Below are 23984 nucleotides of genomic sequence, written 5' to 3' on the forward strand. Positions count from 1 at the left end.
GGCCTTCGTTTTTTCGGGCGGCGGCGGCGTGCCGGGAGCTGGCGCGCCGCCGCCGCCCGGAATGACGGACGGGCGCCGTCGGGGCGCCCGGACCGCTATTCCACGACCTCGTTCGGGTAGACGCCCCACAGGCGATTCTGGCGAATGTAGCCGTCGACGTCCCGCTTGTTGGGCAGCGCGACGATCATGCGGCACCACGTGCCGGTGCAGCTCTTGACGCTGCCGATCACGCCGGTCTGGAGCTTGGCCTCGTCGTCGGCGCCGTCGTCGGCCTTGGCCCGCAGCGACACGGCCGCCTTCTCGACACCCTTGTCGGGGCCGGCATTCACGATGGCGGTGCGGCGCCCGGACAGCAGCGAATGCAGCACCCAGCCCTCGGTGCCCTCCGAATCGCGGATCCTGCGCCAGGTTTCGAACTCGCCCACGATCTCGACCGGCAGGCCGGCCCGCTGGAACACCCAGAGCGTCCGGTGATCCTTCGAGGGGCCTTCGCGGAGGTTGACGCGATCGGTCTTCAGGCTCGCGTAGCGCGGCAGCGGCAGCTTGGTCACCGGCCCGACCCCGGCCTCGGGGCCGGTCGGCGGCGCCGCGCGGGCACCGGTCGCGAGGCCGCCGGCCAGCACCGCCGCGACGGCGAGGCTGAGGCATGACACGCGCATGGTCGTCTCCCTATCCAGACGTGGCGTTGCTCGGCGCCGGACATGTCGAAAGCGGGGCCGGTTCGACACGCGGACCGGCCCGCATCCGATTGTGTTCCGGCCCACCTCTGGTAGAGAGGCCGATGGGTCGGAACAGGCTCCGGAACCGGCGCCCGTGACCGATCCTGTCTGGCCGAGTTCGGTTAACGGACGCTTGCGGGACGCGGTCCGGGCGGGAATCACCGGGCGCGAGCCGTGATCAAGGCCGCTGGGCTGACGGGGAGAGAGACGTGTCGAAGCGCAAGCCGCTGGTGGTCGTGACGCGGCGCCTGCCGGATGCCGTCGAGACGCGGATGCGCGAGCTGTTCGACGTCCGGCTCAATTCCGAGGACGCGCCGATGGCGCCGGACGCCATGGCGTCGGCCCTGCGCGAGGCCGACGTGCTCGTCCCCACCGTGACCGACGAGATCGATGCCGGGCTGATCGCCCAGGCCGGCCCGAACCTCCGCCTGATCGCCAATTTCGGCAACGGCGTCGACCATATCGACGTGGCGGCGGCGCTGGAGCGCGGCATCACGGTCACCAACACGCCCGGCGTGCTGACCGAGGACACCGCCGACATGACCATGGCGCTGATCCTCGCGGTGGCCCGCCGGGTCACCGAGGGCGCGCGGATCATCCCGGACGACGAGTGGACCACCGGCTGGTCGCCGACCTGGATGCTCGGCCGGCGCATCACCGGCAAGCGCCTCGGCATCGTCGGCATGGGCCGGATCGGCCAGGCGCTCGCCAAGCGCGCCCGCGCCTTCGGCCTGCAGGTGCACTACCACAACCGCCGCCGGGTGCCGGCCGCCATCGAGAGCGCGCTGGACGCGACCTACTGGGAATCCCTCGACCAGATGCTGGCGCGCGTCGACATCGTGTCGGTGAACTGCCCGCACACGCCCGCCACGTACCATCTGCTCTCGGCGCGGCGCCTCAAGCTGCTCAAGCCCGAGGCGGTCGTGGTCAACACGGCCCGCGGCGAGGTGATCGACGAGAACGCCCTGGCGCGGCTGATCGAGGGCGGCGAGATCTCGGCGGCCGGCCTCGACGTGTTCGAGCAGGAGCCCGCCGTCAGCCCGCGTCTCGTCAAGCTCGCCCGCCAGGGCAAGGTCGTCCTCCTGCCCCACATGGGCTCGGCGACCTACGAGAGCCGCACCGACATGGGCGAGAAGGTCATCATCAACATCAAGACCTTCATGGACGGACACCGGCCGCCGGACCGCATCCTGCCGAGCATGCTCTGAGCGGCGGACACTGAGCGGCGGACACTGAGCAGCGGACGGCGGCGCCTCACAGGGCGTCGCCGGCCACCGCCTGGGGCTTGGACATGCCCTGCACACCCTGGAAGAGCCGCTCGCTGGTCAGCTTGAGGAAGTAGAACCCGAATTCGGGGTTCTGGTAGTAGAGCTGCTTCACGTCCGAGTAGGACACGCACAGCGCGTGTCCCGCCTCGACGCAGACCAGCGAGGCGGTGCGGGCGTTGCCGGGCGACAGGAGCCCGAGCTCGCCGACGATCCCGCCCTGGCGGACCTCGAGGTCGACCTCCGGGATCCGGAACACGCCGCTCTCGATGTAGTACATCTCGGTGGCGAGTTCCCCCTTGCGGAACACCACCTCGCCGATGCCGAACGGGCGTCGGGAGCCGAAGGGTCGGAGCCATTCCAGGGACAGGTCGTTCTCGGCGGCCGTCTCCACGTCCCGGACGAGGCGCAGCATCTGCCAGAGCCGGTAGGCGTTGAACGGCATCTGGATCAATTCGGTCAGCACCACCGGCATGCTGCCGATCATGATGCCGTAGGTGATCACGGCGCAGCTCGCGCAGAGCGAGATGATCCGCAGCGGGATCATCGTGCTCATGGCCGTCGCCGTGATGGTCAGCGCCGTCCCGAGATAGCCGATGCCCTCGACCCAATCCATCGCCGCCCCCTGTCGCGTTTCGGCCGGGGGATGCCTGTCTTGTCCGGCTGCGGCAAGCGTTCCGGTAGGTTCCGCGCCGCGCGCGCTTCAGCCTGTGCCCGCCCGGATACGCTCGCCGGCGCCCGTCTGTACGACGGCGGACACGGCCTCGGCGGCCCGGACGCCCTCCGCGTAGGCGCCCCCGACCGTGCCCCACTGCTCCCGGGATAGCGCCTCGCCGGCGAACCAGACGGTGTCGGCGACGGCGGCGCGGAGGGCCTGTCGCGCCGGCGCGTGGCCCGGCGGGACCACGGCCCACGAGCCGCGCGACCACCGGTCGTGGCGCCACGCGCTCACAGCGGGGATCGTCAGGTCGCGCAGCCGCGCCCGGCCGAAATGCTCGCCCAGGACCGCGCGGACATGGCGGCGCACGCCGTCCGCACCGGATCCTGCCGCGTCGATCGCCGCCGCCTCGTGCAGGTCGAGCTCGTAGTAGTGGAACGGCGTGTCGTCGATGCGGGTGAGGAGGCCCGGCGGGGCGCGCCGCCCGCCGTGGATCGCCGCCAGCCGGTCGCGGCCGCGGAACGGGCTCGATGGCCAGTGCAGCACCGCGTGCTCGTAGATGCCGGTGGTGAAGCCGTCGATGGCGGCGCGGACCGCGTTCGGCAGCGGCGGCGTGAAGGTCGGCCCGTCCCGGAGCACCATCATCGGCACCGTCACGATCACCGCGCGGGCGGCGTAGACGGTCCCGTCGGCGCCTGTCGCGCGGACGCGGCCATCCGACCAGTCGATCCGCGTCACCGGCGTCGCGAGCGCCACCGGCAGGCCGTCCGCCAGGCGGGCGACGTAGCTGCCGTAGCCGTCGGCCAGGAAGTAGTTGTCGCCGTACTCCATGCTGGGGAAGTCGTGGAGCGAGACCGCCTCCAGCGGCCGGCCCGAGACGAGGCCGTGGACCTGCGCGACCCGGTCGCCCCAGGCACCGAGCCCGGGCGGCAGCGCGCTGGCGGCCGGCCGGTCGGGACCGGGCTGCGCGGCGCCACGGGTCATGGCGCGGTCCGCGCGGTCGAAGGCGCGCGCGTTGGCCCGGACGGCGTCGGCGCGGCCCGGCCGGCCCCCGACCCAGACATGGCTCTCCTGCGCGGCCCGGCGGAGCCGCTCGCCGCGCGCCCGGCCGAGCGCCACCAGGGGATTGATCGGCCCGGCATGGAGCCAGTGGGCACCGAGATCGAGGGCGTGGCCGCGGAGGGCCACCGTCACGGCCCGGCCTCCGACGCGGTCCCGCGCCTCCAGAACCGCGACGGGCACGCCCCGGGCCGCGAGGGTGCGGGCCGCGCCGATGCCGGCGGCGCCCGCGCCGATTACCAGCACCTCCGGCCTCTCTGGCAGCGGCGCGAGGCGCGGCCTGTAGGCGGGCCGGACGACCGGGTCGCTCCACGGGTGATCGGGCGCCCGCGGCGCCGAGATCTGTCCTGTCGTGTCCTGCACGCGTGCTCCCCGCACCCTGCCGCCCCTGCGACGGAGCCCGATCTTGCACCGGTCGCCGCACCGCTCCACAACGCGCCAGCGCCGCTTCCGGCGCAGGCCGGAACTCTCGCCCGATGCTCGTCGAGTCCGCCGCGGCGGCTTTGCGCCAGACCTTCTCGCCGCCGCTGCGCGCGATCCTGTGGAAGTCCCTCGGCCTGACGGTCGGGCTCCTGCTCCTGATCTGGCTCGGCCTGACCCGGCTGATCCAGGCCTTCCAGGCGAGCCACCACATCTCCGCCCAGTACCCGATCCTCGACAGCCTCGCCTACTACCTCGCGGGTTTCGGTCTGGTCGTGGCCCTCGCCTACCTGATGCCGGCGGTCTCGATCCTGGTGGCGGGCTTCTTCCTCGACGACGCGGCCGAGATCGTCGAGCGCACCGATTTCCCGAACGAGCCGCCCGGACGCGCCATGCCATTCGGGACCGCCATGCTCTACGCCCTGCGCTTCGCCGGTGTGACGCTGCTGGTGAACCTCGCGGCCCTGGTGATCTTCTTCGTCCCTGTCATCGGGATCGCGGCTTTCTTCGCCGCCAACGCCTACCTGCTGTCCCGCGAGTACTTCGAGATGGCGGCGGCCCGGTTCCGGCCCCTCCCCGAGGCCGCCGAGATGCGCCGCGCCTTCTCGGTCCGGACGCTCGGCGCCGGGTGCCTGCTGGCCGGCCTGATGATCGTCCCGGTCCTCAACCTGCTGACGCCCCTCTTCGGCATCGCCCTGATGGTCCACCTGCACAAGCGCCTCAGCCGGCGACTGCTGGTGGCCGGGCCGGCGCGTTAGGCCGGCGCGCCGATGCGGCCAATGCACACGCTGGCCGGCCGGCCCGCCGGGCGCTACCCTCACCGTGGCCCTGCGGGATGTCCGGGGCGGAGAGCCGATCGATGAAGGCGCACGACGCGGGCGCGGAAGTCCCTCCGCCGCCCGGCAAGGCCCCGTTCCTGCTGGTCGGCCTCGCCGGACTCGGCCTGCTCGCCTGGGGTGCCTACGGTCACTGGCAGCGCGACGTGGAGGCGACCGCGACGCTGGAGCGGATCAAGACCCTCGTGCCGCAGGTGCGCACCGTGGCCGCCGAGCGGGCCGAGGGCCCCCTCGATCTCGTGCTTCCCGGCGAGATCCAGGCCTTCACCACGGCGGCGATCGCCGCGCGCGCCACCGGCTACATCGCGGAGCGCCGGGTCGATATCGGATCCCGGGTCAAGGCGGGCGACCTCCTTCTGCGCATCGCCGCACCGGATCTCGACCAGCAGCTCGCGCAGGCCGAGGCGCAGGTCGGCCAGCTGAAGGCGCAGCTGCTCCAGGCGCAGGCGCAGGTCGAGCAGGCCCGCGCGAACGTGAACCTCGCCAACCTCACCAACAACCGCACCAGCACCCTGGCCGTGCAGGGCTGGGCCTCGCGGCAGAACGCCGACAACACCAAGGCGGGCGTGCTGAGCCAGGCCGCCGCGCTCGCCGCCGCCGAGGCCGGCGTGAAGGTCGCCACCGCCAACATCAAGGCGCAGGAGGCTGTGGTCGACCGCCTGAAGGCGCTCACCGCCTTCGAGCGTGTCGTGGCGCCGTTCGACGGGGTCGTGACCGTGCGCAACGTCGATGTCGGCGACCTCGTCCGCGCCGACAACGGGGGCACGCCGCTGCTGACCATGGATCAGGACAGCCTGCTGCGCATCACCGTCAACGTGCCGCAGAAGGATGCCGTCGGCGTCAAGCCCGGCGTCCGTGCCGAGATCACCGTGCCGCAGATGCCGGGCCGGCGCTTCGAAGGCTACGTGGAGCGCAGCTCCGTCGCGCTGAACGCGGCGTCGCGCACGCTGACCACCCAGGTGGACGTCCCCAACGCCGACCGGGCGCTGCGGGCCGGGCTGTACGCCTACGTCACCCTCAAGATCCCCCGGGCCGAGCCCGGCGTGTCGATCCCCGCCGAGGCGACGGTGTTCGACGGCAACGACCTCAGGGTCGCCACCCTCAGCGACGACGACCGGGTGACGTGGCGGACGATCCGCGTCCGGCGCGATCTCGGGCGCACGCTGGAGCTCGACTCGGGGCTGCCCGCCGACAGCCGGATCATCTACAGCCCCGCCCCGGATCTGCGGGACGGCCAGTCCGTCGAGCCCCTGAAGTCACCGCCTCCGCCCGGGCCGCTCCGCTCGGCGCAGCGGTGAACGCGGGAAACACTCGACCGCGGGAATCATTCGGGCGCGCCGGCCGCGGACCGCGTCGCGACGGCGCGGCCGGCGCGCGGATACCGCCTCTGAGCTGTCGGAAACCGGTCGGTATATCGGTGCCGAGCTGGCGACATGAGCATCGCGCCGGTCGGATCCGTTGCTCAAATGCGCGCCACTCGTAATGAAAGGTTGCGTTCAATCGACGGGATCCGCTCGCCGGCACAAGCACGGTGCCGAAGATTTCACCGATCGTGCGGTCGACTGTGCACGATCCGCCGATTGCTCCGTGTCGGTCGCGCGCAGCTGATCCGTGATCTGAGACAAGCCAGCTAATTGCCTCTTAACAAGTGACATTTATCGCTGGCCGGACGTGTGACCCAGCGACCTGTGCGATGCGAGATCCCGAGACACCGACGGCGTGCGCGGACCGAGCCGGGCACACCCGCGCGGCCGCGACGCGGACGGGCCGTATCACGTCGATCCGCGCCGCGGTCAGCGTCGCCTTCCTCTGTGTCGGTCTTCTCCTGGGCGCGCTCGCGCTCTCGGCTGGCTTGGCGATCACGCAGGTCGGGACGCTCGTCACACGGACCTACGACGAATCCCTGACCTCGATCAGCTTCGCCCGCGCGGTGGCGGCCGATTTCGCGAAGATGCGCGCTGCCCTCGTCCGGCGGATGCAGACCGGCGACGCTGCCGAGGTGGCGAAGCGGGATGCGGACATCACCGACCTCTCGGCGATCCTGGCCGAGGATCTCACCATCGCGGCCGAGCGGGCCCAGTCCGAGCGGGCGGCGCGGACGGCCGAGGCCGTCCAGACCAGCGTGGCGTCCTGGGAGAGCCTGCGCCGCGCTTTCGATCCCGTGACGGTTCGGCCGGATCAGAAGGCGGCTCTCGAACGGCAGGCCGACGCAATCGAAGGCCAGATCGATCTCCTGATCAACGTCATGGCCGGCGACGGCTTCACCTTCCGACAGGCTGCGCGGCAGCGCGTGCGGGGCTTCGTCCGGTGGCACGCCATCGCGGCGGCCCTCGTGATCATCGCCTGCGGGCTGATCGCCTGGCTGCTCACCCGCCACATCGGCGGATCGGTCGGCGCGGCGGCCGAGGCGGCCGAACGGATCGCGGGCAGCCAGCGCGACGATCGGATCCCCACCGGCGGCCGCGACCGGTTGAGCCGGCTGCTGAACGCCGTCGCGGCGATGCGGTCGACCATCCGGGCTCTCTCGCTCCGCGAGGGCAGCCAGCGCCGGGGCACCGAGACGCAGGTGACGGACGCGCTGCAGACAGCACGGGAAGGCGTCGTCGTGGTCGATGCCGACGGCCGTATCACCCTGGCCAACGCGCAGGCCCTGCGCTTCTTCGACGGGCTCGACGCTGCCATCGAGGCCGGTCTGTCGCTGACGAAGGTTGCGCACGAGCCGCAGGACTACCGCTCGGATGTCCCGGAGGATCGCTTCGGAGCCCTGGCCCGGGACGGCGACGTCCGGTTGGCCGACGGCCGCTGGCTGCGGGTGAGCCGCACCGCGACCCGGCAGGGCGGCTTCATCGCGGTGTGCAGCGATATCAGCCTGCTCAAGGAGCAGGCGCATTTCCTGACCCGGACCAACCTGCGCCTCGATGCGGCCCTCGACACCATGTCCCAGGGGCTCTGCCTGTACGACGCGCAGCATCGGTTGATGGTGGTCAACCGGCGCTACGGCGAGATCTACGGCCTGCCGCCCGGCACGGTCGTACCCGGCATGACGGCCCTCGAGGTCCTGAGCGCCAGTCTCGCGGCCGGCAACCATCCCGGCTGCGATCTCGAAGCGCTGCTGCGCCAGCAGCGGGACGCCTTCAGCAACGGCGTTTGGCAGACGCATTTCCAGGAGCTGAGCAACGGCCGCATCGTCGCCATCGACCGGCGCGAGGCCGCCGATGGCGGCTTCGTGGCCACCTACGAGGACGTCACGGAGCGCCGCCGGGCCGAGGCTCGCATCGCCTTCCTGGCGCATCACGACCTGCTGACCGGCCTGCCCAACCGGGTGGCGGTGGGGCAGCAGATCGACGTGGCCGTGGCGCAGGCCGGGCGCGACCAGGGCTTCGCGGTCTTCGCCATCGACCTCGACGACTTCCGGCCGGTCAACGAGACCCTGGGCCACGGGATCGGCGACGAGCTGCTCGTCGCGGTCGCGAATCGGCTCACCGCCTGCGTGCGCGAGATCGACTGCGTCGCGCGCCTCGGAGCCGACGAGTTCATCGTGGTCCAGCGCGGCGTCGACCGGCCCGAGGACGCCGCCATCCTCGCCCGGCGCATCATCGAGGTCGTCGGCGCGCCCTACAGCCTGACCCATCACACGATCTGCGTCGGGCTCACCATCGGCATCACCCTCGCGCCGAGCGACGGGTCCGACGCGGACAAGCTCCTGAAGAACGCCGAAGTCGCCCTCGACCGGGGCAAGGCCGAGGCGCGCGGAGCGTTCCGCTTCTTCGAACCGGCCATGGATGCCCGCCTCATGGCCCGGCGGATCATGGAGCGCGACCTGCGTGACGCCCTCGCCCGGGAGGCGTTCGAGGTCTACTACCAGCCGATCTACAGCCTCGAGACGGACCGGATCTGCGGCTTCGAGGCGCTGCTGCGCTGGAACCACGCGGTCCGCGGCTCCGTCTCGCCGGCCGAATTCATCCCGATCGCCGAGGAGCTCGGGCTGATCGTGCCGCTCGGCGAGTGGGTGCTGCGCCGCGCCTGCGAGGAGGCCGCTCGCTGGCCGGACGAGCTCAAGGTCGCCGTCAACGTCTCGGCCGTGCAGTTCACCTCGGCGAGTCTCGTCACCGCCGTGCGCGAGGCGCTGCGGCGGACCGGGTTGCCGGGCCGGCGCCTGGAGCTGGAGATCACCGAGACGGTCCTGGTGGCCAATCCCGGTGCGACGACGGCGATCCTGCATAGCCTGCGCGCGCTGGGCGTGCGCGTGGCGATGGACGATTTCGGCACCGGCTACTCGTCGCTCAGCTACCTGCGCTCCTTCCCGTTCGACAAGATCAAGATCGACCAGTCCTTCGTGCGCGACCTGTGCGTGAAGGACGGGACCGATTTCATCGTTCGGGCGGTGATCGGCCTCGGTGCCAGCCTCGGCATGACGACGACCGCCGAGGGCGTCGAGACGGAGGCACAACTCGCGCATCTGCGCGCCGAGGGCTGCGACGAGGTCCAGGGCTACCTGTTCAGCCGCGCCGTCCCCGTCTCGGAGGTCGCCTCGGTCATCCGCCGCTGGAACGGCACGCTCCGGGCGATCGCCTGACCATCGCGGTGTCCGGCGGTGCGCGCCGCCCCCGCGAGGGGACAGCGCGCGTCGTTGGCCGGTCGGATGACCGGTCGGAGATCCGCCCTACTCGGCCGCGTCGAGGCGCGGGCGCTCGATGTGGCTGCGCTCGGCCTTGACCAGCTCGGCCGTGCGGAACGCCACCTCCAGCGCCTGCTCCGCGTTGAGACGCGGGTCGCAGTAGGTGTGGTAGCGGTCCTGCAGGTCGTCTGCCGTCAGGGCCCGGGCGCCGCCCGTGCACTCGGTCACGTCCTTGCCGGTCATCTCCAGGTGGATGCCGCCCGCGAAGGTGCCCTCGGCGCGGTGGACGCCGAAGAAGCCCTCGATCTCCTGCATCACCCGCTCGAACGGCCGGGTCTTGTAGCGGCCGGCCGGGATCGTGTTGCCGTGCATCGGATCGCAGATCCACACGACCGAGCGCCCTTCCCGCTCGACCGCCCGGATCAGCGCCGGCAGGTGGTCGCCGACCTTGTCGGCGCCGAAGCGGCAGATCAGGCTGAGGCGCCCCGGCTCGTTCTCCGGGTTGAGCAGGTCGATGAGCCGGATCAGGCCCTCCGCCTTCATGGACGGGCCGCACTTGAGGCCGATCGGGTTCTTGATGCCGCGGGCGTACTCGACGTGGGCGTGGTCCGGCTGCCGGGTCCGGTCGCCGATCCACAGCATGTGGCCGGAGGTCGCGTACCAGTCGCCGGTCGTCGAATCGACGCGGGTCAGCGCCTCCTCGTAGCCGAGCAGCAGGGCCTCGTGACTGGTGTAGAAGTCGGTGGTCCGCACCTCCGGATGGGTCTCCGGATTGATGCCGATCGCCCGCATGAAGTCGAGCGCGTCGGTCATGCGGCCGGCCACGTCCTGGTAACGCGAGGATTGCGGCGAATCCTTCACGAAGCCCAGCATCCAGCGATGCGCATTCTCGAGGTTCGCGTAACCGCCGGTTGCGAAGGCGCGCAGCAGGTTCAGCGTCGCGGCCGATTGCCGGTACGCCTCGAGCTGGCGGCGCGGATCCGGCACCCGCGACTCCTCGGTGAAGCCGATGCCGTTGATAATGTCGCCCCGGTAGCTCGGCAGGCTCACGCCCTCGAGGGTCTCGGTCGGCGACGAGCGCGGCTTGGCGAACTGCCCGGCGATGCGCCCGACCTTCACCACGGGCGAACCGCCCGCGAAGGTCAGCACCATCGCCATCTGCAGGAACACCCGGAAGAAGTCGCGGATGTTGTCGGCAGAGTGCTCGTCGAAGCTCTCGGCGCAGTCGCCGCCCTGGAGCAGGAAGGCCTGGCCCGCGGCGACGCGCCCGAGCGCGGCCTTCAGCTTGCGGGCCTCACCGGCAAAGACCAGCGGCGGAAAGCTCGCGATCTGCGACTCGACGGCACCGAGGCTGGCGGCGTCCGGATAGGTGGGGACCTGCTCGATCGGCAGATGTCTCCAGCTCTTCGGTGTCCAACGCTCGCCCATGGTCTCTCTCCGCGCACCTCTTCGTGCGATCGCGCCTACGCGCGAAGCGCGGCTTATAGAGAGGTTCCTCTACACTGGCGAGTGCCGTGAACCGGGGGGCAGGCGCGTCCCGGATTCAGGTCTCGGGTCAGGCCTCGCCGTCCTCGACCTCGATCCCGTGCTCGGCCAGAATCCAGAAGATCGCCTCCAGATCCTCGGCCGAGACGTCCCGGGGCGGCAGCGCCTCCTCCAGGTCGTCGTAGGTCAGGTTGCGGCTGCGCTGCGCCTCAGCTTTGGCGAGGAGGCGGTCGATCGCATGCCGGATGTCGGGGGAGAGGGCCTCGTGGCTCGGCGGCCGGTGGAAGGCCGGCCGCAGGGCGTCCTCCAGCAGGCCGTCGATGATCGCCTGCCGCCGCGCGTGCGCGTCGTCCTCGCGTCGTCCCTTGCCGGTGCCCTGCTTGCCCATGACCCTGATATGGCTCGGTCGCGCACCGCGTCGAGCCCCGGCCGCGGCGGAGGTCTCAGCCGACGCCGACCGGGTGCTTTGTGACCTCCGGGACGCGCATGGTCACCAGCTCCTCGGCGGCTGTCGGGTGGACCGCGATGGTCCGGTCGAAATCAGCCTTCGTGGCGCCCATGGTCACGGCGATGCCCACCGCCTGGATCACCTCCCCGGCATCGTGGCCGAAGATGTGGACGCCGACCACGCGGTCGCTGGCGCAGTCGACCAGCACCTTCATGAAGATCCGCTCCTCGCGGCCGGACAGGGTCGCCTTCATCGGGCGGAAGCGCGCCTTGTAGGCGTCGATCTTGCCGTAGATCGCCCGGGCGGCCGCCTCGTTGTGGCCGACGACGCCGATCTCGGGGGTCGAGAACACCGCGGTCGGGATCAGGCGATGGTCGACGCAGGCCGGCTTGCCGCCGTAGACCGTGTCGGCGAAGGCGTGACCCTCGCGGATCGCCACCGGCGTCAGGTTGGCGCGGTTGGTCACGTCGCCCACCGCGTAGATCGACGGCACCTTGGTCTGCGAGTAGGCGTCGACCGGGATCGCGCCGGCGGCGTCGGTCTCTATGCCGACCCGGTCGAGGCCGAGGCCCTCGACGTTCGGCCGCCGCCCCGTGGCGACGAGCACCTCGTCCACCAGGATCTCGCCGCCGTCGTCGAGCTGCGCGCAGAGGCCGCCGTCCCGGCGCTCGATGCGCTGCAGCGTGCGCCCGAGCCGCAGGTCCATGCGCTGGGCGTAGGCTTCGGCCAGGGCGTCGCGGATCTCGTCGTCGAACCCGCGCAGCAACCTGTCGCCCCGGTGCAGCAGCGTCGTGCGGCTACCGAGCGCCGCGAAGACGCCTGCGAACTCCACCGCGATGTAGCCGCCGCCGATCACCAGGATACGGTCCGGCAGGCGCTCCAGCTCGAACACCTCGTTGGAGGTGATCGCCAGGTCGATGCCCGGCACCGCCGGCTCCTTCACGGGGTGCGCGCCGACCGCCACCAGGATCCGCTCGGCCCGGATGGTGCGGCCGGACGCGACGAGGCGGATCGTGTGGGGATCCTCGATCACCGCCCGCTCGGGCACGATCTCGACGCCGGCGCGGATCAGGTTGGTGTCGTAGATGCCTTCGAGCCGGGTCACCTCCGCGTCGCGCCGCGTCTTGAGCGTGCCCCAGTCGAAGCGGGGCTTCTCCACCGTCCACCCGAAGCCCGCGGCGTCCTCGAACTCGTCGGCGAAGCGGCCGGCATAGACCATCAGCTTCTTCGGGACGCAGCCGCGGATCACGCAGGTTCCGCCCACCCGGTACTCCTCGGCCAGCATCACCCGCGCGCCGTACCCGGCCGCGATCCGCGCCGCGCGGACACCACCGGACCCGCCGCCGATGACGAAGAGGTCGACGTCGAACGCGCTCATGCCGGACCGTCCCGCTCGGATCTCACGATCGCGCCGCTCTGAGGGGCCGCGCGCATCCAGGTGATGGCAGCGCCGAGCCCCGCCGTCCACCACGCGGCCCAGCCGTTGTGCTCGACGAAGGCGATCGAAGCCGCGCAGGCCACGAGGCCGAGCGCCGCCGCGCGGTCCGGCCGCGGCAGCCGCGCGATCCGGGCGAGCATCAGCATCGCGGTCAGCGCAGCGAGGATCGCGCCGGGCAGGCCGAGTTCGGCCCAGACCTGCAGGAAGCTGTTGTGCGGGTGCCCGACCCCGAGGAGGACGCGCATCTCCGGCGGCACCGTCTGCGCGACGGGCGTCTCGGCGAAGCGCGCGCTGGTGCCGACGCCCGCGCCGCGCCAGGGATCGGCCGCCACCGCGGCCCCGAAGCTGCGCGCGATCGCGACCCGGGCCCGGGACGAGGACTGAACGAGGCGTTCGTGGGCGGCCTCCGGCATGGCGCGGGCGAGGAGGTCGCCCTCGACCGGGGCGAGGATCAGCGCGAGGCCGAGACCGAGTCCGGCGAGGCCTATGCCGACCCGCCTGGGCAGCGAAAGCGCGAGGGTCGCCATCGCGGCGCCCGCCAGGAGACCGAGCTGGGCGGCGCCGCTGATCGAGCGGACCACGCCGAGGCTCGCGAAGGCGAGCGTCGCGGCGGCGAGGCCGCGGGCGCGGTCATTCCAGAGGACGAGGGCCAGCGGGCCGGCCACGAGGTCGAGGGTCAGGGCCGGCCGGTTGTGCACGAAGGCTGCGACCCGGCGCCCGAGGGCCCGCTCCAGGGCCAGATCCGAGGCGAGATCCACGGCGATCAGGAGTCCCGCCAGCGCGACCGCGATCGCGCCGAGCCGCGGCGCGAAGGCCGGGATCCGGCCGGGCGCGAGGCAGGCCAGCAGGTATGCGGCAAGCAGCGTCGGGAGGAACTCGCCCAGCACCCGCAGGGAGGCCGCCGGGAACGGGCTCCAGGCCAGCGAGACCAGCGCCCAGGCCAGGAAGGCGAGCGCCGCCCCGGCCAGCGGCGTCCGCAGCGGGGACAGGAGCGCGCGGCGCAGGGCGGACGCGTCCTCCGCCCATCGTCCGGCCAGGAAGGCGAGCGCCGCCAGCCCGACGACCAGCGGGCTCGACCGGTTGGCCAGCACCATGGCGAGCGGCATGGCCGCGAGGAGCGCGCCGCCCGCCGCGTACATGCGGCCGGCCGCTCTCATGGACGACCTCTCACGGCGATCCGCCCCCGGGAGCGGCTGCCCTCACTGCATCTGGTGTCCGCGCTTGCCCATCTCGGCGCGGACGCGGACCATGACGTATTCGGAGACGTCCTGCGTCCAGTCCTGCATCTCCTGCACCATCTCGTCGAGGAGCTGCGGCTGCGCCTCGACGTAGTGCTTGCCGGCGGGCGAGCGGAAGAAGGTCGCGATCTCCTTCAACTCGGTTTCCGAGAACTTCGACGCGTAGGTGCGCGCCGCGATGTCGATCATGCGCTGCTTCTGCAGTTCCATCTCCGGCTGCAGCGAGGCCAGGACCTCCTCGAGGTCCTTGGACAGCTCGGGACGGGTGACCGCCTGCTTGCGGATCTGGTCGGCGAAGGCCGGCAGCACCGAGTCGAACGACCGGGCGATGCCGGAGCTGAGCATCACCTCGCGGGCCAGGGCGAGGTGGGCCGGCGTGTAGGTGGCCGCGGCCGGGCTGTTGGCCGCGGGGGCGCCGGCGGCCGGCTGCGCCGCCGGCTTGGCCTGCGCGGCCTTCTGCGGCTGCGCGACCGCCGCGTGGGGGAGCGCCGGGAGCGCGAGGCCGAGCGCGAGGCTGAGCGCGAGGCCTGGCACGGCGGTGAGGCGACGGGACATGCTGGACTTTCTTGCGAGGATGGCCGGCGATGGAGGGCGGCGCCTCAGGTGAGGCTGCCGAGAACGGTGACCTCGGCCTGCCCGTCCCGCGCCGCCGCCAGGATCGCGGCGTCGGCGATGCCGAGGAACAGACCGTGCTCGACGACGCCCGGCACGGCCCAGAGGGCGGCGCCGAGGGCCTCCGGATCAGGAATCGCTCCGAGGCGCGCGTCGAGGATGTAATGGCCTCCGTCGGTGACCAGGGGCTTGCCATCCGTCAGGGCGCGCAGCCGGACCTCGCCGGAGCAGCCGGTCCCGGCGATTGCGGCCTCGACGGCCCGGTGCGTGGCCTTGAGGCCGAAGGGATTGACCTCGATCGGGAGCGGGAAGGCGCCCAGCCGCGCCACGTGCTTGGCCGCGTCGGCGATCACCACCATGCGATGGCTCGCGCAGGCGACGATCTTCTCGCGCAGGAGTGCCGCGCCGCCGCCCTTGATCAGGCGCAGCCGGTCGTCGACCTCGTCGGCGCCGTCGATGGTCAGGTCGAGCTCGGGCTGCTCGTCCAGGGTCGCGAGGCGGATGCCCAGGCCCTCGGCCTGCGCGCGCGTGGCCTCGGAGGTCGGGACGCCGACGATGTCGAGGCCGGCGCGGACGCGCTCGCCGAGGAGCGCCACGAAGGCCGCCGCCGTGGAGCCCGTGCCGAGGCCGAGCCGCATGCCCGGTTCGACGAGGTCGAGGGCGCGGGCGGCCGCGGCCCGCCTCAGGTCCGGCCCACTCACCGGGACACGGCCCGGTCGGCGAGGGGGAGCGAGGGAGCGCGGGTCATGGGCAGCCGGTCTTTCCGTGGGCGTCGGGCGGCCCCTAGCACGGGACCGGGCCGACCGGAACGCCCCGCCCGCACGGCCGCGTCACGGACGGCCGCCCTGGGTCGGGGTGGCGCTGGCGCCCGCGCGACCCGGGGCCGGACCGGTCAGCGGCGCGTCGGACGCGCCCTCGGCGCCCGGCTTGCCCTGCTGCGTGCAGACGACCTGCTCCTTCTTCACCAGCACGAAGCAGATGCTCATCTCGCCGGTGCGATAGTTCACCCGGAAGACGCCGGCCTCGCGGGTATGCCGGCTCGCCACCAGCCCGTATTCGGACGGGGTCTGCGGCCCGGCGCCCTCTCCCGATCCGAAGCAGACCGTCTGGCCGATGCCGCCCGCCGATTCCTGGAGGCCGTACTGGCAGGAGGTCACCTCGCCGGTCACCTTGTCGACCCGGTACATCCGGTTCAGGTCGGTCTGCGGGGCGGGCACGAACTCGAAGGAGGTCGCCGCCGCCGGCAGGGCTTGCAGCGCGGCGCAGGCGGCCAGGAGGGGCAGGAAGAGTTTCATCGCGGGTCCCGGGGCTGGTACGCGCTGCGTTTCGCTGCGCTTTCGGGCGAGTCTGGGGCGCCCGGTGAGACGATCCGCGCATCCGCCGTGCCGCGCCGGTCGGCTTGCCCCGGGTGCCCGGTCCCGATAGCGACGCCGTTCGAGATCCCGCCGAGCACGGAACCGCCCAGGCATGTCTACCGAATCGACGCGCAAGCCCCCGATCGCCGTGTTCGACCTGGACGGGACGCTCGCTGAGACCGCGGGCGACCTTATCGGCACCCTCAACGTGCTGATGAAGCGCGAGGGATTGGCCGAGCTGCCCCTCTCGCAGGCGCGCGGGCTGATCGGCGCCGGCGCCCGGGCGCTGATCCGGCGGGGTTTCGAGGCCGAGGGCCGGCCACTCTCGCCGGAGGACCACGACCGGCTGTTCGACGCCTTCATCGCCCATTACGGGGCGCACCTCGCCGACACGTCCCACCTCTTCCCGGGCGTTGTCGAGGCGCTCGACGCCCTCGAGGCGGCGGGTTTCCGGCTCGCGGTCTGCACCAACAAGTACGAGGGGCAGTCGGTCGAGCTGCTGCGCCTCCTCGGCATCGGCCACCGCTTCGCGGCGATCTGCGGTCGGGACACCTTCCCGCAGTCGAAGCCCGACCCGCGCCACCTGACCGGCACCATCGCCCGCGCCGACGGCGATCCGGCCCGCGCGGTGATGGTAGGCGATTCCCGCACCGACATCGACACCGCCAAGGCCGCCGGGATCCCGGTGGTGGCGGTCACCTTCGGCTACACCGACCGCCCGGTCGCCGAGCTCGGGCCCGACCGGGTGATCGAGCACTTCTCTGAGCTGGTCGAGGCGGTCGGCGCCCTCGTGCCGGCTGCCTGACCTGTCAGCGCAGCCACGCCTTCAGGCGCCGCGCCGCCTCGCGGCACTCGGTCTCCGAGCCCGCGAAGGAGAAGCGGACGTGGTGGTTGCCCACGTCCGGATCGAAATCGAGGCCCGGCGTCGCCGCGACGTGCGCCTCGTCAAGCATGCGCCGGCAGAAGTCCGAAGCGTCGTTGGTGAGGTTCGAGACGTCCGCGTAGAGGTAGAAGGCGCCGTCGGCCGGGTGGACGCGGCCGAGGCCGAGGGCCGGCAGCGCGTCCAGGAGGATCGCGCGGTTGCGTGCGTAGCCGTCGCGAACGGCGTCGAGTTCGTCCGTCGCGTCGAAGGCCGCCAGGGCGCCGACCTGCGACAGGTACGGCGCCGAGATGTAGAGGTTCTGGGCCAGCCGCTCGATCGGGCGGACCAGCGCCTCCGGCACGACCATCCAGCCGACGCGCCAGCCGGTCATGCAGTGGTACTTCGAGAACGAGTTGATCACGACTGCGTCGGGGTCGAAGCGCAGGGCCGTGACGGTGGGCTCGCCGTAGCTGAGGCCGTGATAGATCTCGTCGGAGATCAGCGGCAGGCCGAGGCCGCGCGCCGCCGCGCAGAGATCCTGCAGGGCGCCCTCCGTGATGACTGTGCCGGAGGGGTTCGCCGGGCTCATCACCAGTGCCCCGGAGACCGGCGCGCGGGCGTGGGTCTCGCGCAGCAGGGCGGCGGTCGGCGCGAAGCGGTCATCGGCGCGCAGCACCATCGGCGCCGGCAAGAGGTCGAGGGCGGCCAGGATGCTGCGATAGGCGGGATAGCCCGGCTGCGGGACGGCGACCCGGGCGCCGGCGTCGAACAGGCTCATGAATGCGAGGATGAAGCCGGCCGAGGATCCGGTGGTGATCACCACGCGCTCCGGGCTCACCGCGACGCCGTGCCGCTCCGCGTAGTCCCGGGCGATGCGGGCGCGCAGAGACGGCAGGCCCAGGGCCTCGGTGTAGGGCACGCGGCCGGTCGCGAGCGCCCCCTGCGCGGCCGCGATGACTGCCCGGGGCGCCGGTGCCGACGGCTGGCCGACCTCCATCCGCACCACGTCGCTGCCGGCCCGCGCCTTGGCGGCGGCGGCGGCCATGACATCCATCGCGAGGAACGGCTGGACGGCGGCGGCGCGCCGGGAGATCGGGATCATGGGGTCTGCTCTGAGCCGGACGACGCTGGAGCCTCCGGGGGTTAGACGCTCCCCCTTCCCGCCTCAAGCCGGCGCGCACGCCGCCCTCGCCGCGGGAATTGACCGGACGCCGCGAAAACGCCTAACCCAGCCCCTACCGCTCGCGCCACGCGCGGGCCGCCCCGCCGCGCAAGCGAGGATCTATGCCCTTCATCCGCCCCCTGCCCGCGCTGGTCCTGGCGCTCGGCCTCGTCGCCGTCCCGGCCCTCGCGCAGACCGTGACGCCCCCCGCCGCGCCGTTCACCGACGCGCAGCGCGCCGGCATCGAGGCGATCGTCAAGGACTACCTGATCAAGCATCCCGAGGTGCTCCAAGAGGCCCTCGCCGAGGCCGAGAAGCAGCAGGCCGAGACGCAGCGCCTGGCCCAGGCCGCCGCCCTCAAGGAGTCGCGCGAGGCTCTCCACAACGGTCCCCACGACGTCGTTGCCGGCAACCCGTCGGGCGACGTCACGCTGGTCGAGTTCTTCGATTACAATTGCGGCTACTGCCGCAAGGCCCTGGGCGACATCCAGGCGCTGATCAAATCCGACCCGAAGCTGCGGGTGGTCATCAAGGACTTCCCGGTCCTCGGCCCGGAATCGCTGGAGGCCAGCCAGGTCGCCGTCGCGGTGCGCCAGCAGCTGAAGGGCGACAAGCTGTTCGAGTTTCATCAGAAGCTTCTGGAGACCAAGGGCCGGGTGAACGGCGCCCGCGCGATCCAGGTCGCCAAGGACATGGGCGTCGACACGGCCAAGCTGCAGAAGGACATGGCCTCCCCCGAGGTGAAGGCCGCGCTCAGCGAGAACCGCGGCCTCGGCGACCGCCTGGGCCTGTCGGGCACGCCGGCTTTCATCATCGGCGACGAGGTGATCCCGGGCGCCGTCGGCGTCGAGCCGATGCGCAAGACCATCGCCGACGTGCGTCAGTGCGGCCACGCCTCCTGCTGAGCTGACGGATCGGGCCGAGGAACCCCGAAGGCGGTCCGCGCAGCCTTGTCGCGCCGGGGCGCCTTCGTCTAAGAGCCGCCAGCCGCAGGGCCGCGGTGGGGTCCAGGGCCGAGCCCGGATGGACGCACCGACGTGCCGCGAGACGAAGTAGGCCGGATGCCAAAGAACGACGCCATCGATCCCGAGCTCGTGCGCGAGCTCGCCAACCTCGTGACCGAGACCGGCCTGTCCGAGATCGAGGTCGAGAAGGGCGACCTGCGCATCCGCGTGGCGCGGCGGCTCGAGCCCGTGAGCGTGCAGGTCGCGGCGCCCGCGCCGCTCGCGGCCGTCGCCCCGCCTCCGGTGCCCGCGCCTGCCGCGTCGTCTCCCCTCGCCCCGGCCGAGCCGGCCCGCGCGCAGCCCGGCACCGTGCCCTCGCCGATGGTCGGGACCGCCTATCTCCGCCCCTCGCCCGACGCCAAGGCCTTCGTGGATGTCGGCTCGACGGTCGCGGTCGGCGACAAGCTGCTGCTGATCGAGGCGATGAAGACCTTCAACGAGATCGTGGCGCCCCGCGCCGGCACGATCAGCGCCATCTTCGTCGAGGACGGTCAGCCGGTCGAGTTCGGCGAGGCCCTGCTCGTCATCACCTAGGACGTCCGCCGGGCGCCCGCCGCCCAGTCCCGGACGACGCCGCAACACGAGAGGATAGAGCATCCTGCGCGGTCCGGGATCGCCAGGACGCCCTAACGGGTCCGATGTTCGACAAGATCCTGATCGCGAACCGCGGCGAGATCGCCCTGCGCATCCTGCGGGCGGCGAAGGAGCTCGGGATCGCTACCGTGGCGGTCCACTCCACCGCCGACGCGGACGCGATGCACGTGCGCCTCGCCGACGAGAGCGTCTGCATCGGGCCGCCGGCCGCCCGCGACAGCTACCTCAACATCCCGTCGATCATCGCGGCCTGCGAGATCACCGGGGCCGATGCCGTGCATCCCGGCTACGGCTTCCTGTCGGAGAATGCCCGCTTCGCCGAGGTTCTGGCCCATCACCAGATCGGCTTCATCGGACCCAAGGCGCAGCACATCCGCACCATGGGCGACAAGATCGAGGCCAAGCGTACGGCGCTGAAGCTCGGCATTCCCTGCGTGCCGGGCTCCGAGGGCGGCGTCGAGGATGCCGACACCGCCAAGCGCGTGGCCGCCGAGATCGGCTACCCGGTGCTCGTCAAGGCGGCGGCTGGCGGCGGCGGCCGCGGCATGAAGGTCGCGCGCTCCGAGGCCGAGCTCGAGCAGGCGATCGGCATGGCCAAGTCCGAGGCCAAGGCCGCCTTCGGCGACGACGCGGTCTATCTCGAGAAATACCTGGAGAAGCCCCGGCACATCGAGGTGCAGGTGCTCGGCGACGGCCGCGGCGGCGCCGTGCACCTCGCCGAGCGCGACTGCTCCCTCCAGCGCCGACACCAGAAGGTCTGGGAGGAAGGCGGTTCGCCGGCCCTCAACGAGTCGATGCGCGCCGAGATCGGCGGCATCTGCGCCAACGCCATGAAGGAGCTCGGCTACCTCGGCGCCGGGACGATCGAGTTCCTCTACGAGGACGGGCGGTTCTACTTCATCGAGATGAACACCCGCATCCAGGTCGAGCATCCGGTGACCGAGATGATCACCGGGATCGACCTCGTGATCGAGCAGATCCAGGTCGCCTCGGGCGGCCCGCTGTCGGTGAGCCAGGCGGACATCAAGGTCGAGGGCCACGCCATCGAGTGCCGGATCAACGCCGAGCACCCGGAGACCTTCCGGCCGTCGCCCGGTGAGATCACCCACTACCACACCCCCGGCGGCCTCGGCGTCCGCGTCGATTCGGCCGCGTTCCAGGGCTATCGGATCCCGCCGACCTACGATTCGCTGATCGGCAAGCTGATCGTCCACGGCCGGACCCGCAACGAGTGCCTCATGCGGCTGCGGCGCGCCCTGGACGAGTTCGTCATCGACGGGATCGACACGACGCTGCCGCTGTTCCGGACGCTGGTCCGCAACCCGGACGTGCAGAACGGCCTTTACGACATTCACTGGCTGGAGCATTTCCTGGAAGACGGCGGCATGAAAGCCTGACCGGACCTGGGCGGGGCTGCGGCGAGCGCGGCGCGCGCGGGATCTGGTCTTCGCGCCGTCCGCGCGCGACATTCACGGCATGCACGACACCGCCCGCGTGGACATCACCCCTGAGATCCTGCTGAAGGCCTACGCGGCGGGCATCTTCCCGATGGCGGAGGATGCCGACGATCCCACGCTCTACTGGGTCGAACCCAAGGCGCGCGGCGTTCTGCCCCTCGACACGTTCCGCGTTCCCCGGCGCCTCGCCCGGACGGTGCGGTCCGACCAGTTCGTGGTCCGCTGCGACACCGATTTCGACGGGGTGATCGACGGCTGCGCGGCGCCCCGGCGGGACAGCGAGCGCACCTGGATCAACGGGCGGATCCGCGAGCTCTACGGCGCCCTGTTCGACATCGGCCACGTCCACACGGTCGAGGTCTACGCGGGCGCGGACGGCCGGCTCGTCGGCGGCCTGTACGGCGTCTCGCTGGGGGCGGCCTTCTTCGGCGAGAGCATGTTCCACGAGGTCCGCGACGCCTCGAAGGTCGCCCTCGTCCACCTGATGGCCCGCCTGCGCGCCGGGCGCTACCGGCTCGCCGATACCCAGTTCGTCACCGACCACCTGTCGCAGTTCGGTGCCGAGGAGGTGCCGCGCCACGTCTACAAGCGCCGCCTCGCCGAGGCCCTCGATCAGGTCGCCGACTGGAACGTCTGGCCCGGCGACGGTTCGGTTCCGGGTACGCGGGTCCTCGAGGCGCTCGAAGCTCCGGATCGCCGCTAGGGCAGCGACCCGCGCCGGTGGCCGCTAGCGCCGACGCCGGTGGCGGTAGCCGGTCGAGAACGAGGCGTATTGACGGCCGCGCACGGACCGGTAGCGTCGACGCCGGCTGGTGCTGGCCTCGACCGTCTCCTCCACCTGCGGGATCGGCTCGGCCATGGCCGCCGCGGGCGTCGCCGCCATGGCGACCGCCGTATCGGCCGAGGCGTAGCCCCCGGCGACGTTCTTGGCCGCCGGTCCGAACATCGCGAGACACTGGTTGTAGGCGAGGTCGTTCTTGAGACGCTCGCATTCACCGATGGAGCGCGGTGTCCCCTGCGCCAGGGCCGGCAGGGGCGCGAGCAGCACGACGAGAGCGGCCAGTGGCTTGAGGCAGAGAGTCGGGCGGTGCACGGAGGGGGTCTCGAGCGACGACGGCAGGCTTGTGATCCCCGAGTGCGGCAAAATCGAGGGTTGGCCTCAGCGATCGGGTCGCTCCATCCACCGGATCAGCGGCATCAGCGGGAAGATCCACGCGATGCCGAGGATCGAGTAGATCACCGCCTGCACCGCCGCCGGCGTCTCCGAGATGCGGCTATCGGCCAGGGTCATCGCCAGCGGCCCGTAGAGGCAGACGAAGACCAGGATGGCGAGAGTGCCGATCAGGGTCCGGGTGCGGCGGCGCATTGCTGTGTTCCTGGACCGTGCCTTCGGACTGTGCCCCCGGCCCCGCGGAGGGCGCTGCGGGCTCGGACGGGCGACGGCTACCGTCCCGGAACCCGGTTGGCAACGCGCCCGCTGACGCGGGCTGCGGCGCCGGCGCCGTTGATGGGCGACCGGACATCCCCTAACCCGGACACCGCGGGGAGCATCCCGGTCTCCGCGGAAGGGACGTGTATGGACATGAGCGGCGCGGGCGACCGGCGGTCGGGGGCGGTGCGAACCTGGCTCTACGTGGTCGCGGCCCTGGTGGTCGCCATGGTGGCGGTCGGCGGTGCGACGCGGCTGACCGGGTCCGGCCTGTCGATCACCGAGTGGCGCCCCGTCACGGGCGCGATCCCGCCGCTGACGGAGGCAGACTGGGCGGCCGAGTTCGCCAAGTACAGGGACACGCCGCAATACAACATCCTCAACCAGGGGATGGGATTGTCCGCCTTCAAGGTGCTGTACGGCTGGGAATGGGGCCATCGCCTGCTCGGCCGGGTGATTGGCCTCGTGTTCTTCCTGCCGCTGATCGTGTTCTGGTGGCAGGGCCGGATCGGCCGGCGGCTCGGCCTCGGCCTGCTCGGTCTCGGCGCGCTCGGCGGCCTCCAGGGCGCCATCGGCTGGATCATGGTCGCCTCGGGCCTCCAGCCGGGCATGACGGCCGTGGCGCCGCTCAAGCTCGCCCTGCACCTCACCACCGCGAGCCTGATCCTGGCCGGGCTGGTCTGGCTGGCCGCGGGCCAGCGCCCCGGCGTCCTGGCGCCCGCCCCGGCGCGCCTGCGGGCCACGGCCTTGCTGCTGCCAATCCTGGTCCTGGTGCAGATCTTCCTCGGTGGCCTCGTCGCCGGCTCGCATGCCGGCCTCGTCTACAACACATGGCCGACCATGGACGGCCACCTCGTCCCGCCGCTGGACAGCCTGTTCGCGATCCGGCCGTGGATCGAGAATTTCATCGACAACCACGCCCTCGTTCAGTTCGACCACCGGGTGACGGCCTACCTCGTCTTCGTCGTGGCGGTGCTGCACGCCGTCGACGCCCGGCTCACCGGCCCGAAGAGCGCGGCTGGGCGGGCCACGGGGGTCGTCATCCTCGTCCTCGCCCAGATGGCGCTTGGGATCGCGACGCTGCTCCTCGCCGTGCCGCTCTGGGCGGCGCTCGCGCATCAGGTGCTCGCCATGGCGGTGCTCACGATGGCCACCGTCCATGCCCGCCTCGGCCGGGGATCCGGCCTGGTCGAGCCCGCAGCCGCCGAGCCGCCGCTGGGCTTCGAGGGGCTCGCCGCCGGCCGCATCTAGGCTCTCGTGCGGTGCAGCGGTCTTGCTGCGCCGCACGAGACTTTTACCGCTTTCAGTGGAACCTTGGGATAACT

Annotated in this window: 23 protein-coding genes; 10 read left to right on the plus strand and 13 right to left on the minus strand. The window is 71.9% G+C overall.

All coding sequences use genetic code 11. The annotated features are described in order from the left end of the window. Window positions 1-95: 95 nt before the first annotated feature. Window positions 96-659, minus strand: a complete 564-nt coding sequence (locus ACLBYB_RS09680) for an SH3 domain-containing protein (RefSeq protein WP_020092117.1) — start codon at window positions 657-659, stop codon at window positions 96-98. 269 nt (window positions 660-928) lie between these two features. Between ACLBYB_RS09680 and ACLBYB_RS09685 the strand changes: the two genes are divergently transcribed. Further along, the gene (locus ACLBYB_RS09685) at window positions 929-1927 is read left to right on the plus strand and encodes a 2-hydroxyacid dehydrogenase (RefSeq protein ID WP_012319641.1); all 999 of its coding nucleotides are present in this window, start codon (window positions 929-931) and stop codon (window positions 1925-1927) included. A gap of 46 nt (window positions 1928-1973) precedes the next feature. Here ACLBYB_RS09685 and ACLBYB_RS09690 read toward each other — a convergent pair whose 3' ends face one another. Together ACLBYB_RS09690 and ACLBYB_RS09695 are read right to left on the minus strand one after the other, a co-directional pair. Next, window positions 1974-2600, minus strand: coding sequence for a Crp/Fnr family transcriptional regulator (locus ACLBYB_RS09690; RefSeq protein WP_447681413.1), 627 nt, complete (start codon window positions 2598-2600; stop codon window positions 1974-1976). An 87-nt stretch (window positions 2601-2687) separates the two neighbouring features. Continuing rightward, a complete protein-coding gene (locus ACLBYB_RS09695; protein WP_447698804.1) occupies window positions 2688-4043 on the minus strand; it encodes a flavin monoamine oxidase family protein in 1356 nt (451 codons plus the stop codon). 134 nt (window positions 4044-4177) lie between these two features. Here ACLBYB_RS09695 and ACLBYB_RS09700 point away from each other — a divergent pair, with 134 nt between their 5' ends. The 3 genes from ACLBYB_RS09700 (at window position 4178) to ACLBYB_RS09710 (ending at window position 9533) form a co-directional block, all read left to right on the plus strand. Next, window positions 4178-4879 (plus strand): sulfate transporter family protein, encoded by a 702-nt coding sequence (locus tag ACLBYB_RS09700; protein WP_091676735.1) that lies wholly within the window; start codon window positions 4178-4180, stop codon window positions 4877-4879. A gap of 101 nt (window positions 4880-4980) precedes the next feature. After that, on the plus strand, window positions 4981-6255 hold the full coding sequence (locus tag ACLBYB_RS09705; protein WP_447698640.1) for an efflux RND transporter periplasmic adaptor subunit: 1275 nt from the start codon (window positions 4981-4983) through the stop codon (window positions 6253-6255). A 395-nt stretch (window positions 6256-6650) separates the two neighbouring features. Then, the gene (locus ACLBYB_RS09710) at window positions 6651-9533 is read left to right on the plus strand and encodes an EAL domain-containing protein (RefSeq protein ID WP_447698641.1); all 2883 of its coding nucleotides are present in this window, start codon (window positions 6651-6653) and stop codon (window positions 9531-9533) included. A gap of 87 nt (window positions 9534-9620) precedes the next feature. Here ACLBYB_RS09710 and ACLBYB_RS09715 read toward each other — a convergent pair whose 3' ends face one another. The 7 genes from ACLBYB_RS09715 to ACLBYB_RS09745 form a co-directional block, all read right to left on the minus strand. Next, window positions 9621-11003, minus strand: coding sequence for a class II 3-deoxy-7-phosphoheptulonate synthase (locus ACLBYB_RS09715; RefSeq protein WP_020092110.1), 1383 nt, complete (start codon window positions 11001-11003; stop codon window positions 9621-9623). Between the two features lie 127 nt (window positions 11004-11130). Then, complete coding sequence (locus ACLBYB_RS09720) at window positions 11131-11448, minus strand: RNA polymerase sigma factor region1.1 domain-containing protein (protein ID WP_020092109.1); 318 nt, start codon at window positions 11446-11448, stop codon at window positions 11131-11133. A 55-nt stretch (window positions 11449-11503) separates the two neighbouring features. Then, on the minus strand, window positions 11504-12886 hold the full coding sequence (gene gor, locus ACLBYB_RS09725; protein ID WP_447698642.1) for a glutathione-disulfide reductase: 1383 nt from the start codon (window positions 12884-12886) through the stop codon (window positions 11504-11506). Beyond that, window positions 12883-14103 carry an O-antigen ligase family protein gene (locus tag ACLBYB_RS09730; RefSeq protein WP_447698643.1) on the minus strand — a complete coding sequence of 407 codons (1221 nt, stop codon included), beginning with the start codon at window positions 14101-14103 and terminating at the stop codon, window positions 12883-12885. The genes gor and ACLBYB_RS09730 overlap by 4 nt, the downstream gene beginning before the upstream one ends. A 42-nt stretch (window positions 14104-14145) precedes the next feature. Further along, on the minus strand, window positions 14146-14739 hold the full coding sequence (locus ACLBYB_RS09735; RefSeq protein WP_020092106.1) for a DUF2059 domain-containing protein: 594 nt from the start codon (window positions 14737-14739) through the stop codon (window positions 14146-14148). Window positions 14740-14783: 44 nt separating this feature from the next. Continuing rightward, complete coding sequence (gene rpiA, locus ACLBYB_RS09740) at window positions 14784-15497, minus strand: ribose-5-phosphate isomerase RpiA (RefSeq protein WP_020092105.1); 714 nt, start codon at window positions 15495-15497, stop codon at window positions 14784-14786. Window positions 15498-15626: 129 nt separating this feature from the next. Then, a complete protein-coding gene (locus ACLBYB_RS09745; protein WP_020092104.1) occupies window positions 15627-16091 on the minus strand; it encodes a hypothetical protein in 465 nt (154 codons plus the stop codon). A gap of 172 nt (window positions 16092-16263) precedes the next feature. Here ACLBYB_RS09745 and gph point away from each other — a divergent pair, with 172 nt between their 5' ends. Further along, window positions 16264-16956: a phosphoglycolate phosphatase gene (gph, locus tag ACLBYB_RS09750; RefSeq protein WP_091976445.1), complete on the plus strand. Its 693-nt coding sequence runs from the start codon at window positions 16264-16266 to the stop codon at window positions 16954-16956. A gap of 4 nt (window positions 16957-16960) precedes the next feature. Here gph and ACLBYB_RS09755 read toward each other — a convergent pair whose 3' ends face one another. Next, window positions 16961-18115 carry a pyridoxal phosphate-dependent aminotransferase gene (locus tag ACLBYB_RS09755; protein WP_447698644.1) on the minus strand — a complete coding sequence of 385 codons (1155 nt, stop codon included), beginning with the start codon at window positions 18113-18115 and terminating at the stop codon, window positions 16961-16963. 182 nt (window positions 18116-18297) lie between these two features. On the opposite strand from ACLBYB_RS09755, the gene ACLBYB_RS09760 reads away from it, so the two are divergent. From ACLBYB_RS09760 to aat, 4 genes are all read left to right on the plus strand, one after another. Beyond that, entirely contained in the window at window positions 18298-19080 is a 783-nt protein-coding gene (locus tag ACLBYB_RS09760) for a DsbA family protein (protein ID WP_447698645.1), read from the plus strand. 156 nt (window positions 19081-19236) lie between these two features. Further along, a complete protein-coding gene (accB, locus tag ACLBYB_RS09765) occupies window positions 19237-19713 on the plus strand; it encodes an acetyl-CoA carboxylase biotin carboxyl carrier protein (RefSeq protein ID WP_427508824.1) in 477 nt (158 codons plus the stop codon). Window positions 19714-19817: 104 nt separating this feature from the next. Next, window positions 19818-21170 carry an acetyl-CoA carboxylase biotin carboxylase subunit gene (accC, locus tag ACLBYB_RS09770; RefSeq protein WP_447698646.1) on the plus strand — a complete coding sequence of 451 codons (1353 nt, stop codon included), beginning with the start codon at window positions 19818-19820 and terminating at the stop codon, window positions 21168-21170. Between the two features lie 79 nt (window positions 21171-21249). After that, a complete protein-coding gene (aat, locus tag ACLBYB_RS09775) occupies window positions 21250-21933 on the plus strand; it encodes a leucyl/phenylalanyl-tRNA--protein transferase (RefSeq protein ID WP_020092098.1) in 684 nt (227 codons plus the stop codon). Between the two features lie 24 nt (window positions 21934-21957). Here the strand turns inward: aat and ACLBYB_RS09780 are convergent, their stop codons facing one another. Together ACLBYB_RS09780 and ACLBYB_RS09785 are read right to left on the minus strand one after the other, a co-directional pair. Continuing rightward, window positions 21958-22323 carry a hypothetical protein gene (locus tag ACLBYB_RS09780; RefSeq protein WP_020092097.1) on the minus strand — a complete coding sequence of 122 codons (366 nt, stop codon included), beginning with the start codon at window positions 22321-22323 and terminating at the stop codon, window positions 21958-21960. Between the two features lie 66 nt (window positions 22324-22389). Next, window positions 22390-22596, minus strand: coding sequence for a DUF2842 domain-containing protein (locus tag ACLBYB_RS09785; RefSeq protein WP_012319661.1), 207 nt, complete (start codon window positions 22594-22596; stop codon window positions 22390-22392). A 210-nt stretch (window positions 22597-22806) separates the two neighbouring features. Between ACLBYB_RS09785 and ACLBYB_RS09790 the strand changes: the two genes are divergently transcribed. Further along, a complete protein-coding gene (locus ACLBYB_RS09790; RefSeq protein ID WP_447698647.1) occupies window positions 22807-23910 on the plus strand; it encodes a COX15/CtaA family protein in 1104 nt (367 codons plus the stop codon). Window positions 23911-23984: the final 74 nt, after the last annotated feature.

This window comes from Methylobacterium sp. D54C, from assembly GCF_053345595.1.

Coding starts and splice junctions, on each gene's coding strand:
- ACLBYB_RS09700 (WP_091676735.1), top strand. CDS start 4,178: ATGCTCGTCGAGTCCGCCGCGGCGGCTTTGCGCCAGACCTTCTCGCCG.
- accC (WP_447698646.1), top strand. CDS start 19,818: ATGTTCGACAAGATCCTGATCGCGAACCGCGGCGAGATCGCCCTGCGC.
- ACLBYB_RS09760 (WP_447698645.1), top strand. CDS start 18,298: ATGCCCTTCATCCGCCCCCTGCCCGCGCTGGTCCTGGCGCTCGGCCTC.
- gph (WP_091976445.1), top strand. CDS start 16,264: ATGTCTACCGAATCGACGCGCAAGCCCCCGATCGCCGTGTTCGACCTG.
- ACLBYB_RS09755 (WP_447698644.1), bottom strand. CDS start 18,115: ATGATCCCGATCTCCCGGCGCGCCGCCGCCGTCCAGCCGTTCCTCGCG.
- accB (WP_427508824.1), top strand. CDS start 19,237: ATGCCAAAGAACGACGCCATCGATCCCGAGCTCGTGCGCGAGCTCGCC.
- ACLBYB_RS09705 (WP_447698640.1), top strand. CDS start 4,981: ATGAAGGCGCACGACGCGGGCGCGGAAGTCCCTCCGCCGCCCGGCAAG.
- ACLBYB_RS09715 (WP_020092110.1), bottom strand. CDS start 11,003: ATGGGCGAGCGTTGGACACCGAAGAGCTGGAGACATCTGCCGATCGAG.
- ACLBYB_RS09720 (WP_020092109.1), bottom strand. CDS start 11,448: ATGGGCAAGCAGGGCACCGGCAAGGGACGACGCGAGGACGACGCGCAC.
- ACLBYB_RS09710 (WP_447698641.1), top strand. CDS start 6,651: ATGCGAGATCCCGAGACACCGACGGCGTGCGCGGACCGAGCCGGGCAC.
- ACLBYB_RS09745 (WP_020092104.1), bottom strand. CDS start 16,091: ATGAAACTCTTCCTGCCCCTCCTGGCCGCCTGCGCCGCGCTGCAAGCC.
- ACLBYB_RS09730 (WP_447698643.1), bottom strand. CDS start 14,103: ATGAGAGCGGCCGGCCGCATGTACGCGGCGGGCGGCGCGCTCCTCGCG.
- ACLBYB_RS09790 (WP_447698647.1), top strand. CDS start 22,807: ATGGACATGAGCGGCGCGGGCGACCGGCGGTCGGGGGCGGTGCGAACC.
- ACLBYB_RS09785 (WP_012319661.1), bottom strand. CDS start 22,596: ATGCGCCGCCGCACCCGGACCCTGATCGGCACTCTCGCCATCCTGGTC.
- ACLBYB_RS09735 (WP_020092106.1), bottom strand. CDS start 14,739: ATGTCCCGTCGCCTCACCGCCGTGCCAGGCCTCGCGCTCAGCCTCGCG.
- aat (WP_020092098.1), top strand. CDS start 21,250: ATGCACGACACCGCCCGCGTGGACATCACCCCTGAGATCCTGCTGAAG.
- ACLBYB_RS09680 (WP_020092117.1), bottom strand. CDS start 659: ATGCGCGTGTCATGCCTCAGCCTCGCCGTCGCGGCGGTGCTGGCCGGC.
- ACLBYB_RS09690 (WP_447681413.1), bottom strand. CDS start 2,600: ATGGATTGGGTCGAGGGCATCGGCTATCTCGGGACGGCGCTGACCATC.
- gor (WP_447698642.1), bottom strand. CDS start 12,886: ATGAGCGCGTTCGACGTCGACCTCTTCGTCATCGGCGGCGGGTCCGGT.